Here is a 12319-nt window from a genome sequence, read left to right as displayed (position 1 = left end):
GCTTTATGTGCGCGCTTTTATTGTTTGCGCCCCGCCCTGTTTGCTAGGTGTGACCATCGATGATCGCGATCAACCCACCTGGCAATTTAGAAAATCCATGGCGGGCCAAACCCCAGCAATGGGTAGCGGCGGGCAAATGCTACTGGCCAAGTGTCGGCGCCTGGGCCATGGTCGATCAACCTGTGGTGATCGAGCCTGCTCGGCTGCCCCCTCTACAATCATGTATCGAGCACGCACTCATGACCGACATTTCCCGGCTGTCCTATCGACCCTGCGTGGGCGTCATGCTCGTCAACGCCGCAGGCAAGGCATTCGTGGGCAAGCGCATCGACAACCGCGAGGGTGACTGGTGGCAAATGCCCCAGGGCGGCGTCGACAAGGGCGAAGACCTGAAGACCGCCGCCTTCCGCGAACTATGGGAAGAGACGGGCGTGACCGAGCAGCACGTGAAGCTGATCGCGCAACTGCAGGAGGAACTCCTGTACGACTTGCCCGAAGAGCTCATGGGCAAGCTGTGGGGTGGCAAGTACCGCGGGCAGCGGCAGACCTGGTACCTCGGGCGCTTCGAAGGCGAGGATGCCGACATCAACCTCAATGCACACCAGCCGCCTGAGTTCTGCGAGTGGAAGTGGATTGAGCCCGAGCTCCTGCCCGAGTTGATCGTGCCCTTCAAGAAGCGCGTTTACCGCGCGATTCTGGAAGAATTCCGTCCCTTGATCTGAACCCTGCGCGCCTCGGCTCGATTTTGCTGGCCGAGTCCGCTGCCCGCTCAGTGATCCGAGACGACAGGCCTGGGCGTCAACGCAGCTGCGCTGACCATCCTTGACGAAGGTCCACGCGCGATCGCAGCGGCAAGTTGCTGGCTGGCTTCGCAATCGGCGCCGCACAAGCTCTTGAGACGGGCAAGGTTGCGGTTCGCCTTCTCGGTTGCGCCCTTTTCCGCAAGGGCAACACCCTCGCCGGCGATGGCCGCAACGTTGCGCGGATCCACCTCCAGCGCCTGCCGATAGTAGTGGATCGCCCGGCCCTGAAGCCCGGTGCGCCGGGTGGCGGTCGCCAGGTTGATCAGAACTTCCGTGCTGCCCGGCTCCAGCGTCAGCGCCGCTTCGAACGCGTCGATGGCTTCATCGTGCTGCCCGGCTGCCATCGCCGCGCGCCCCTGCTCCACCAGAGCAGCCGCGCGGGGATCCAGCGCCTGCGCGGGGGAGGAATGAAGAACACTGGAACTGACGGCGACGACGAGCGAAAGAGCAAGGGCGGCCGGGGTATAACGCATCAATAAATCCTTGGCCGAGAGCGGTGTCTTGGTCATTTCGGGCGAAGCTATCATAGCGAACCAAAACGCGCGATGAAAAACCCGTCCGTTCCATCGCGACAGGGGGACAGGCGAAGCCCTGCTCCGCGAGGCACGCCAGCGGGGAGCACGGGGACCTCGGCCCGCCAGCCCGCTCCGTGCCGAGAGAGAAACGCGGCGGCCTGCTCCGCCCCTTCGGCGTCCAGCAGCGAGCAGGTCACATAGACCAGCCGCCCGCCTGGCCGCACCAGCGCCGCGCCGACATCAAGCAGCCGCGCCTGAAGTGCGACGTAGCGGTCGAGCTGCGTCGGTGTTAGCCGCCAGCGCGCTTCCGGGTTCCGGCGCCAGGTGCCGGTGCCCGAGCACGGCGCATCGACCAGCACCGCATCCGCCTGCCCCCTCCAGTCGGAAAGCTGCTCCAGTTCTGCACCGGGGTCGAGCAGCCGCGTCTCGATCCCGGTTGCACCTGCGCGTTCAGCACGCGGCTGCAGTCGTGAAAGGCGCGCCCGGTCGGCATCGCAAGCCAGAATGCGGCCGCTTGCGTCCATAGCCGCAGCCAGGGCCAGCGTCTTGCCCCCTCCTCCGGCGCACAGATCGACGACGCTCTCTCCTGGCCGGACCGCCACTGCCTCGCACGTGAGTTGCGAGCCGGTGTCCTGCACCTCGATCATGCCTTCGCGCCAAGCCGGCGTGTCTTCAATGCGGGTGCCGTGCGGGTAACGCCAGCCGTGTGCCGCCACCGTCGGCTCGCCACCGGGCGGCAAGTCAGCGCGACCCGCCCGAAGCGCGTTGACACGTATGTCGAGCGGCGCCCGCTCGAGCAGAGCCGCCGCCTCGTCGCCCTCGATGCCGCTCTTCGTCAGCGCAGCGATCAGCCACTCCGGCGCGACACCGGGGCGGGCAACCGTCTCCTCCGCCGAAATTGGTTCGGGGGCGTGGCGAGAGCCGTCGAAGAGGGACGCAAGCGCGGCATCATCGCGCGCCAACAGAAGCATGGCCGCGCGGCCGCGCGCGGGAATCTCGCCGCAGGCACGGATGGCGCGGAACACCAGCTCTCGCACGGCGCGGCGATCGCCACTACCGGCGAAGCGACGGGCCTTGAACCAGTCCGAAACGATGCGGTCCGCCGGAGCGCCGTTACTGCGCGCAGCCGCGATCACGAGGTCCAACACCTCGATCGCGGCCTGCACCCGTGCTGCAGGAGTCACCGGTGACCTCCTGAAATGCACGCCAACGTGAGGGAGACCCGCAGGAGAGTCAGCGATCTCTCCTGCGGCGACTTCCCTCTACGGCAGCGGCGATCAACGTGTCGGGTAATTCGGAGCCTCGCGCGTGATGGTAACGTCATGAACGTGGCTTTCGCGCAGTCCCGCATTGGTGATGCGGATGAAGCGGCTGTTGCGCCGCAAGTCGTCGATCGTGGCCGAGCCGGTGTAGCCCATCGCCGCCTTCACGCCGCCCACGAGCTGGTGAATGACGTCGCGCGCCGGACCCTTGTACGGCACTTGGCCCTCGATGCCTTCGGGCACCAGCTTCATCTGGTCCTTGATGTCACCCTGGAAGTAGCGATCGGCGGAGCCGCGGCCCATGGCTCCGACCGAGCCCATGCCGCGATAGGACTTGTAAGCGCGGCCCTGGTAGAGGAACGTCTCGCCCGGCGCTTCCTCGGTGCCCGCGAGCATCGAACCGACCATGATCGTCGATGCACCCGCCGCCAAAGCCTTGGCGGCATCGCCCGAGGTGCGCAGGCCGCCGTCGGCGATCACGGGAACACCGGACTTCTCGGCTTCCTCTGCGGCTTCCATCACCGCCGTGAGCTGCGGCACGCCAACACCAGCGACGATGCGCGTGGTGCAGATGGAGCCCGGCCCGATGCCGACTTTCACCGCATCGGCGCCTGCGTCGATCAGCGCGCGCGCCGCTTCGGCGGTGGCGACGTTGCCGGCGATCACTTGCGCGGAGTTGGACAGCTTCTTCACCCGCTCGACCGCACGCGCCACGTCGGCGTTATGCCCGTGCGCGGTGTCGATCACGATCACGTCGCATTCGGCTGCGAGCAACGCTTCGGTGCGGCCGAAGCCCTTGTCACCCACCGTGGTCGCAGCAGCCACGCGCAGGCGGCCCGCCGCGTCTTTGGTGGCGCTGGGGTACATCACCGCCTTCTCGATGTCCTTCACGGTGATGAGGCCGATGCAGCGGAACGCCTCGTCCACGACCAGCAGCTTCTCGATCCGGCGCTGGTGGAGCAGGCGGCGGGCATCTTCCTGCGTCACGCCCACGCCCACGGTGGCGAGGTTGTCGCGCGTCATCAGTTCAGAGACCGGCTGCAGCGGATTGGCCGCGAATCGGACATCGCGATTGGTGAGGATGCCGACCAGCTTGCCGCCGGGCTGCTCGACCACGGGGATACCGCTGATGCGGTGCTGGCTCATCAGTGCCTGCGCATCGCCAAGCGTCGCATTGGGCGAGATGGTGATGGGGTTCACCACCATGCCGCTTTCAAACCGCTTGACGCTGCGCACCGCCGCGCACTGCTCTTCGACGGTAAGATTGCGGTGAAGAACGCCGATGCCGCCCATCTGCGCCATCACGATCGCCATCTCGTGTTCGGTCACAGTGTCCATTGCCGAGGAGATGACCGGGATGTTCAGTCCGATGTCGCGCGTCAGCCGAGTGCGGGTGTCCGCCTGAGTGGGCACGATGTCGGACTTCGCCGGGCGCAGCAGGACATCGTCAAAAGTAAGCCCGAGCGAAATTTCCATATGCGCCATTCTCCGGTTCGGATTCGTGGCGGCCCATGTAAACAAGCCCGGCGTCCACGGCTAGGGCATCATTTCTGTATCGCGGGAACCTTGCGGATATCCGCGAACCACCGCGTGAGTGCGGCCAGGATGCGAAGATCGTCGGACGCCCCGCCCAGTTCCAGCGACTGCGAAAGGTCATCGCTCGGCCGGTGATAGCTGCCGTCGAAGAAGGCGCGCATGCGATCGAGGTTTCCGTAGGCGGTGGTGACCATGACGGCGGGAATATCGTGCTGCAGCAGCGCCCAGCCGTCCTGCCGCTTCACGAACTCGTTAGCCTCGTCACCGGGGACGACCTTCATCCGCTCGGCCCGCGCGACTTGCTCGATCTGGCCGTCGAGTTCTGTCATCCCGCGCCCCACGATCGCAAGAGGCGTGCCGCGCGGCGCGATCGCGACGCTGTCGATATTGAAGGCGGCTACGATCTGCCCCAGCGGCAGCGGCGGGTTCTCGGCAAATGCATGCGCGCCCCACAGGCCCAGCTCCTCGGCGGTGGTTGCCAGGAAATAGACGTCACGATCCATCTGCGGTCCGCGCGCAAGCCGTCTCGCCAGCTCAGTCAGCACCGCGACGCCGCTCGCGTTGTCGATCGCGCCATTGCAGACGAGATCCTCTGCCGCCTCTGTGCCGCAAACGCCGAAGTGGTCCCAGTGCGCCAGCAGCAGCACTGCGCCCGCCTCAGGCCTGCGCCCCGGCAGCTTGCCGATCAGGTTATGTGTGCGGATGGTCGTTTCGCGCGTCGTCGCCTCAAGAGTCACCGACAAGCCGACCGGCACAGGCTTGAAGTCCTCCTGCCGGGCAGCCGCCGAAAGCTCCTCCAGCGTCTTGCCGGTCCCTTTGAGGACCCGAGCCATCGCCTCGCGCGTGATGAACGCCTCCAGATCACCGCCGACCGAATCATTGGCCAGCGCATACCCGCTCCGTGCGCGGCGGTTACTGACCTGCTCAAGCGACCGTTCTCCGTCGAGGACGGTCAGCACGGCAGAGGCACCCTGGGCGAGAAGCTGGTTCTGCCGCGCGCTGCCTTGCGCGCCGCCCATTGCCTCGTCTCCGTCGAGCAGCACGGCAACTCGCCCGGCCAGTTCGTTGCGCGTGTACTCCTGGCCCTTGGCTTTGCCCACGAACAGCATCGGCGCCTGACGCACCAGGCTGCGCTTGCCTGACGTAAGCACAAGGACTTCGTCCTGCGGGGTCACCACCGGGCGGCCCTTCCGGTAAAACTGCGCGGCATCGCCGGCCGGCTCGCGGGCTATCAGAGTGACAGGAGCAAACCACTCGTGACCGGGGTCGTTGGTGCCGGACACCAGACCGATATCGAACCATTGGCGCCCCAGGTAGCGCAGCGTCTTCGCCTCACCGTCAGTGCCGGGTTCGCGCCCCTGAAATTCATCGCTGGCGAGCACCTCGATATGCGCGCGCAATCGCTCTTCAAGCTCTCGGTCGGCACGCGAGCCCGGTGCAGCGATCGCGGGCAAGGCGAACGCCAGCATCACGCCCGCAAGCGCGGCCCGAACGGCAGGTATGGCGGTGCCCCTTGTCATGTGGTCCAGCGTAGAACGATCAGCTTACGACTAGGTGTCCAAGGAAACGCGAATCAAGGTCCGCAGCAAAAATAAAGTGTGAGTGTGGGCGGAATGTCGCACTTCAGGAGCGCCGGACCGCAGATTGTGGTGGAACAAAGAAGCCGCCAGCTCATTTGAGTTTAGAGCCGAGCCTGTCGAGCGCAGTGGCGTACGCGCTGCGCCGCTGGTCCCGCATGAGGCATCCCCCATGTGGCAGGGACAAGGACGCAGTGAGACTAAACCCTTTCGATCCCAGCAACATCCGCGTCAGCGAAGGCGGCGGCTCGTTCTTCCCCGGTGGCGGTGGCGGTAAGATCGGCTGCGGCACATTGGTGATCGCCTTAATTGGAGCGGTCGTCTTCGGAGTGGACCCGGGCCAGATGATCGGCGCTATCGAGGGCACGCAGCAAGTTGGTCCGGTACAGGGGCGGCCCGCCAGCACCGACGCGCAGACCATCTGCACGCGCAATGCCTACGCCAACGAATCCTGCAACGCGCTCGATTCGCTCAACCGCACTTGGGAGCCGCTATTCCGCCAGGCGAACATCTCTTTCCAGCAGCCCACGCTGAACTTCTATCAAGGCGGCACGCAATCCGGCTGCGGCGCGGCGCAAAGCGCGATGGGGCCATTCTATTGCCCGGCTGACCAGGGCATCTACATCGATACGAGTTTCTATGAAGAACTCGCCCGGGATCTTGGTGCGCAAGGAGACTTCGCCCGCTATTACGTGATGGCGCACGAGTATGGCCATCACGTGCAGCATCTGACCGGCTTGGCCGGACAAGTGCGCAGCGCTCAGCAGCAGAATCCCTCGCGAGCGAATGAGCTTCAGGTCCGCATGGAACTGCAGGCGGACTGCTATGCCGGCGTCTGGGCAGGACACAACCGCGACCTGATCGAACCGGGTGACTTGCAGGAGGGCCTGACGGCGGCCAGCGCGATCGGCGATGACACGCTTCAGCGCAGTGCCGGCCGGCAAGTCGCTCCCGAGAGCTTTACCCACGGCTCCAGCGCACAACGCATGAAGTGGCTAAGGCGCGGCCTGGAAACCGGTAATGACGAGGCGTGCGACACGTTCGCCGATCTTACACGATGACGGCAAGCGACGGACGCGGCAGAACGGAGAAGAACATGCACAAGCTTCTATTATCGGCGCTCACCGCTTCGGCACTTACCATGGGCGCTGCGCATGCAGCCGATCAGGACCGCCCCATCACCAATCGCGAGCCCGATGTGATGGATGTCGCCAAGACACCCGTGACCGATCTCAACCTTGACCGAACCGAGATCCCGGCCTTGCTGGTCGAAGCACAGACGCGTCCCTATTCGCTGCAGAACCTAAGCAAGTGCAGCCAGCTTATGGCGGCCGTGGAAGAGTTCAACGCCATTCTCGGCCCGGACCTAGACCTGCCGCAAGCGGAGCGCGTCCGCCTCAGCAAAGGCCGGATCGCGCAGTCCGTAATCGGCTCGTTCATCCCTTTCCGCAGCATCATCCGGGAAATCTCCGGCGCCAATAAGCAGGAGCGTGAAATTCTGGCTGCCATCCAAGCCGGTCTTGCACGGCGCGGCTTCCTCAAGGGCGTGGGCGCGGCGCGCGGCTGCCGCTATCCCGCATCGCCCGCAACGCCAGCCATCGTCGAACGATACGAGATCCAGCTTCGCGAGGCCGCCGAAAGGGATGAGGACGAAGACGAGCAGGAAGACCGCAACGAAGCGCAAGCAGTGACCGCGCCAAGCACAACTAGACCGGCGCGCGCGCCGCAACCAAACAACGGCGTCACATTCACCTCCGACCCGGTTGTGCAGACCACCAGACGATAGACGTCTTGCTCAGAAGCGATTGCGGCGGGCCTTATGTGCGAGAGTGGACGACGCCTTCCGCGACTGGTTGCGCTGCGGCAGCGCGAGTCCGGTACAGGTGTCTGTACCGTAAGCGGCGCTCAGTCGAGCCGGGCTCGAGCATGCGCCATATCGCGACCCAACTCGGATAGGATCTCGGCGCGAAGAGGCGCAGATATAGGTGCGTTCACGATTGACGCGCGCGCCTGAGCAAATGCTGCAGCAATATGCCGAGTAGTGTCGGACGCGCCGGTACAAACCCGCGTGACGGCCCTCTTGCCATCGGACCGGACCTGGCGATCAGCGGCGCAAGTACCGTCGATCACCATCGTGCGGGTAAGCGCCGGACGGCCGTCGGCAAAGCGCGTGACGAAGCGCAGGGTCTGCACCTTTCCGTCTGAGGAGAAGGACTGTTCTACCTTGGGCGCGCCGGCCAGAGCGATGCGCGCCGTCCGCCCTGCAGCCGCCACGCTGCGCTCGGCCAGACGCTCCGCTCGTTCTGCCTCCTGCTCTGCCTGGCGCTCGGCGCGTTCCGCCTCTCGCTCGGCCCGCTCGGCACGCTGTTCGGCCAAGCGCTCCGTGCGCTCGGCATGTTCCTCGGCCCTCGCGGCCTGTTGCTCTGCTAGCCGCTCGGCTCGCTCCGCTTGCTGCTCCGCCAGCCGTTCGGCACGCGCGGCCTGCTTTTCCGCAAAGCGCTCCGCACGTTCCACGTCAGCCGGCGTCCGCTCCGCATGCCGCTGCCCAAGCTCTGCGCGGACCAGCGCGTTCTCGACCACCCGGTCGATCTCGTCGGTCGAGAGCCTATGGGGTGTGAGGATCTGGAACCGTTTACCGTGCCGCACGACCGTTTGCCGATGTGCGGTCTCCTCCGCGTCGGCGCAGGTCTCGTCCAGACCATGCTTGATCGTGATCAGCGAGGCTTTGGCCGACCCCGTGGTCACTGTGGCCGGGTCCTCGGTGAAAGCCATCGACAGAAGCGGAGCGGCGTCAGCAGCAGGTGCTGCGCGCGCAGCCGGAGCAGCATGGACGATGGTCTGCGCTTCTGGCTCAGCCACTTCATCGGCGGCATACGTTACCGTCGCCGTCAGCGGCACGGCGATCACCGAAGCCGCAAACAGGCTGCGCCCCAGCAGCGGGTGGCGCTCCGCCTCCTCGTTGCGCACGAGCGCCTTCAAGCGGTGAATGATGGGCTTATCGCCCTTGAGCGGCCCGGCCATCGGCGCGGCCAGCGCGAATTTCGAGCCCGCAGCGAAAGAGGCGATCAGGCGGCCGTAGCGCTCCCGCTCACGGCGGGTGCAGCCGGTCATCACGCGCGCGTCGCAGGCCGCCTCCTGGTCGCTGCGCAGCGCCCGCCAGGCGAGCCAGGCGACGGGGTTGAACCAGTGCAGCGCGAACAGCGGCTGGACCGCCATGTTGGCGATCAGGTCCTTGCCCGCGTGGTGCTCCAGTTCATGGGTGATCGCGAAGTCGGACGCGTCGGAGTCGGCGGTCGCGAGGAAGCCGCGGGGCAGCGCGACCACCTTGTCGAACACCCCGAACGCCACCGGCGCGGCGACGGCCCGGCTCTCGACGATGCGCACCTCACCCGCGTGGCCGACGCTGCGGGCGTCTGCCAGGAGCTGGCGGCGCATCACGCGGTAGGCGATCACCCGGTGCGCCAGAAACAGCGCCGCGCCGCCGAGCCACACCGCGATCAGGATCGTCCCCCATGGCATGGCGAACCCCGGCTCCACCGCAGCCTCAGCAAGCGGCGCGGACATCAGCACTTCGGCGGGCATCACTTCCGCCAGAGGCTCGGCCGGGGGAAGCAGCGCTTCGGCGGCGCGGGTGGCGGCGAGGCTCTCTGGCAGCACGAGCGGCGGCAGGAACAGCCGGATCATCGGCAGTGCCCACAGTGCATAAGCCGCGCCGGGTCCGAACCAGCGGCCCACCGGGCGGCGCACGAGAAGGATCAGCGCCAGAAGTGCGCCGGTCATGATGAGCGTGTCGGTCAGCCAAGCGATCATGACTTGAGCTCCTGCAGCAGCGCCTCGATTTCCGCGATGTCTTCCTCGGTGAGCGCATCGGCCTCTGCCAGGTGCGCGAAGAGCGGGGCGGCGCGCCCGCCGAACAGGCGATCGACCAGCCGCCGGCTCTCGGTACCGACATAGTCCTGGCGCGCGATGCGGGGGCTGTAGAGGAAGCGCTTGCCATCGGGCGCGGTCGCCACCGCCTGCTTGGCGACGAGGCGCGAGAGCAGCGTCTTGACCGTGGCGAGGCTCCAGCCCCGGGTGCCGCAGACTTGCTCGCACACTTCGGAGGCGGTGAGCGGCGCGCGTTGCCACAGCGCCTCCATGACGGCATGTTCGGCGTCCGAGATCCGCTCGGGCTGCTCGGGGCTTTCGGCGGACACCGGCTCCTCCACTGTTATCGTTTACAAGCGTAATCGACTACGTCTGTAAACATGAACGCCAGATGAATGCACTCTCCTCCGACGTGGGATTTATCTTTCCTACACACACCCGCTTGCGCCATCCTCTGCGCCCCTTCGCCTCCCGAGGAGCCATCCCCCATGACCGACACGCCGCGCACCCCGCGCCCGCGCGCCACCCTGCCCGCCTTCACCCCCGTCCCGCGCGAGCGCGAGCGGCACGATGGCTGGACGCCCGAGCGCCAGAGAGGCTTCATCGCGGCGCTGGCCGACACCGGCAGCGTCAAGGCCGCCGCGCACGCGGTGAACATGACGCCCGAGGGCGCCTACGTCCTGCGCCGCCACGCCAGGGGCGCCAGCTTCCGCAAGGCGTGGGAGGCCGCCCTCGCGCTCGGCGTGCAGCGGCTGGAAGACGTCGCCATGGAACGCGCGCTCCACGGCATCGAGGTTCCCGTCTACTCCTACGGCCAGCTCATCGGCACGCGCCGCGTCTACAACGACCGGCTGCTGATGTTCCTCCTGAGGAACCGCGCCGCCAAGCGCTTCACCGAAGGCAGGGGCGGCGGCCTCAACGCCGCCAGCCGCTCGCACCTGCAGCGCATGAAGCGCGAGTGGCGCAAGGAGTGGGAGAAGGAGCGTGAGGCGGAAATCGCGGCGCAGGCGACCCGCTCGCCCGAGCAGATCCATGCGCTTCTCAGCAAGAGGATCGACGCCGCGCACCACGATTGGGTGAGCCGCATGAGCCCGGAGACCCTGCGCTACTACGCAGCCTTCCGCACCGCCAAGCGCGCCCAAGCCGCCGGCACCTCTCTGGAGGCGCTGGGCCTGGATCCCTTCGCGGAGGATTTCGACCCGCAGACGCCGCTGCTGCCTGCGCCGGACGAGAGCGCGCGGGAGCAGATCAGGGAGATGGGTTGAGGAAGGAGGGAGCACAAAAACAGCGATGCATTCTCATTCGCGGTCTTGCACTCCAAAGGGATCTCCGGCCTTATAACCTGAATCCCCAGCTAGGTTAACAACTCCGTGAGACATCCTCTTCTTGGCCCAGAAATCAAACTCCGTCGGGCCAGCCATCACCTCGTGGAGCTTGAGCAGAATGAAAAGAGGTTTTTCGCAGAGACCGCGTGTAGAATTGCCTTCGATACGGAAACCAAGCCCGGCCACAAGCTCGCAAAAATCGTACTCGATGCTACACCGCCAGAAATCATGCACGTATTGGCCGGAGAAATCATATATCAACTGCGATCATCGCTGGATCAGACAGCGGTAGCTTTTGCCAGACTAAGCAGAGGCCCTACAAAGCCGAAGGCTGTTTACTTCCCCACCGGAGATAGCCCGAGGGGGTTTTTAAAAGCATGTAGAGGCTTGTACAAACCGTCGAAAAAAATCCCCTTCTATGGCGGGCTGCGCCACTTTGATCATGATCTCCGGAAAGCGATTCTCAGAACGAGACCTTACGCAGGCGGCAATGAAGAGCTTCGTGCTATATTCCCGATGGCACAGATTGACAAACACATGGAACTTATCGCCATCGGAGCTGCAGGCAGCATATCGCTAATGAGCGACATTTCAATCACCGGGGCAAACACCGGCTTTATACTTTCCCCTCCAGGCGACCTAAACAAGGGAGTGATCTTTTCCGACCTAACCCCTACGGGATCTATAACTCTGAACAATGCCAACGCAAAAATAGAGGTATCAGGTCAGGTTAATACTGGGGATATTGAACCTTACTCAAATAGGCCGCTTGTTCCGCTTCTTAGATCGATGTTAGAAGCCGTTATCGATGCCCATCAAAGCTTTGAGGATCTCCTTATCAGGAGAGGAGATATCCCACCAAGAATAACGTACTGGCCGTCTAACGTAGAGTGCCTTGAAGATGGAACTATACAAAGGGCACGGATCGTGGCGAATCCCAACCCAATTGAGCAATAGCAACAGTCATTCTCTCTGACAGCTGGGCCATATCATCCTATAATATTATCCGTTGATGGGCTACATCAAAGGGTATGGAATGGTGACCACTTCGGTGAGAGAACATCAAAACATCTTTTCCAAATGCCTGAGCAATACGATGTCGGAAAGACCAACAATGACATCATCAAATTTCGGCACTCGCGCGGTCACAAACTTGATGATGAACAGGGTACAAGAGAGCGATATTCCAAATATAACAGGCCAAGACGGGTTCAAAATTCCGTTCAACATGATGTCGCGCCCACCTGCATACTGTTTACCTTCGATTTCGATATTTCGAGCTGCAGTCAAGGGGTAGATTTGGCAATTCAGGGATTAGGAGCGATCTTGGCGAAGGATGTGTTCTTCATTTACTTGTAACCACCGTCGCGCTAGCGGCCTTCCGCCCTCATGGCTGACGCCATGACGTCGAACCTCGCCGTTCGGCGAGGCCGG

At 64.4% G+C, this 12319-nt stretch carries 11 protein-coding genes; 5 read left to right on the top strand and 6 right to left on the bottom strand.

Annotated features, from left to right (window positions below; all coding sequences use genetic code 11):
- The first annotated feature begins 239 nt into the window (after window positions 1-239).
- Complete coding sequence (locus tag ABVV53_RS14000; RefSeq protein WP_353985042.1) at window positions 240-722, top strand: RNA pyrophosphohydrolase; 483 nt, start codon at window positions 240-242, stop codon at window positions 720-722.
- Between the two features lie 47 nt (window positions 723-769).
- Here the strand turns inward: ABVV53_RS14000 and ABVV53_RS13995 are convergent, their stop codons facing one another.
- From ABVV53_RS13995 to ABVV53_RS13980, 4 genes are all read right to left on the bottom strand, one after another.
- Window positions 770-1276, bottom strand: a complete 507-nt coding sequence (locus ABVV53_RS13995) for a tetratricopeptide repeat protein (RefSeq protein WP_353985041.1) — start codon at window positions 1274-1276, stop codon at window positions 770-772.
- Between the two features lie 50 nt (window positions 1277-1326).
- Window positions 1327-2502, bottom strand: a complete 1176-nt coding sequence (locus ABVV53_RS13990) for an RsmB/NOP family class I SAM-dependent RNA methyltransferase (protein WP_353985040.1) — start codon at window positions 2500-2502, stop codon at window positions 1327-1329.
- A gap of 93 nt (window positions 2503-2595) precedes the next feature.
- Window positions 2596-4056: an IMP dehydrogenase gene (gene guaB, locus ABVV53_RS13985; protein ID WP_353985039.1), complete on the bottom strand. Its 1461-nt coding sequence runs from the start codon at window positions 4054-4056 to the stop codon at window positions 2596-2598.
- A gap of 68 nt (window positions 4057-4124) precedes the next feature.
- Window positions 4125-5636 carry a M28 family peptidase gene (locus tag ABVV53_RS13980; protein ID WP_353985038.1) on the bottom strand — a complete coding sequence of 504 codons (1512 nt, stop codon included), beginning with the start codon at window positions 5634-5636 and terminating at the stop codon, window positions 4125-4127.
- A 251-nt stretch (window positions 5637-5887) separates the two neighbouring features.
- Here ABVV53_RS13980 and ypfJ point away from each other — a divergent pair, with 251 nt between their 5' ends.
- Window positions 5888-6754: a KPN_02809 family neutral zinc metallopeptidase gene (gene ypfJ, locus ABVV53_RS13975; protein ID WP_353985037.1), complete on the top strand. Its 867-nt coding sequence runs from the start codon at window positions 5888-5890 to the stop codon at window positions 6752-6754.
- 35 nt (window positions 6755-6789) lie between these two features.
- The gene (locus tag ABVV53_RS13970; protein WP_353985036.1) at window positions 6790-7479 is read left to right on the top strand and encodes a hypothetical protein; all 690 of its coding nucleotides are present in this window, start codon (window positions 6790-6792) and stop codon (window positions 7477-7479) included.
- Window positions 7480-7598: 119 nt separating this feature from the next.
- Here the strand turns inward: ABVV53_RS13970 and ABVV53_RS13965 are convergent, their stop codons facing one another.
- Window positions 7599-9503: a M56 family metallopeptidase gene (locus ABVV53_RS13965; RefSeq protein WP_353985035.1), complete on the bottom strand. Its 1905-nt coding sequence runs from the start codon at window positions 9501-9503 to the stop codon at window positions 7599-7601.
- On the bottom strand, window positions 9500-9889 hold the full coding sequence (locus tag ABVV53_RS13960) for a BlaI/MecI/CopY family transcriptional regulator (RefSeq protein ID WP_419956781.1): 390 nt from the start codon (window positions 9887-9889) through the stop codon (window positions 9500-9502). The genes ABVV53_RS13965 and ABVV53_RS13960 overlap by 4 nt, the downstream gene beginning before the upstream one ends.
- Before the next feature lie 159 nt (window positions 9890-10048).
- Between ABVV53_RS13960 and ABVV53_RS13955 the strand changes: the two genes are divergently transcribed.
- Entirely contained in the window at window positions 10049-10825 is a 777-nt protein-coding gene (locus ABVV53_RS13955) for a hypothetical protein (protein WP_353985033.1), read from the top strand.
- 105 nt (window positions 10826-10930) lie between these two features.
- Window positions 10931-11842 carry a hypothetical protein gene (locus ABVV53_RS13950; protein ID WP_353985032.1) on the top strand — a complete coding sequence of 304 codons (912 nt, stop codon included), beginning with the start codon at window positions 10931-10933 and terminating at the stop codon, window positions 11840-11842.
- Window positions 11843-12319 lie beyond the last annotated feature (477 nt).

The organism is Novosphingobium kalidii (assembly GCF_040534015.1).
Classification (GTDB): Bacteria; Pseudomonadota; Alphaproteobacteria; order Sphingomonadales; family Sphingomonadaceae; genus Novosphingobium; species Novosphingobium kalidii.
Note: the sequence above shows the minus strand (reverse complement) of the source record. Positions and strands in the feature narration are given on the sequence as shown.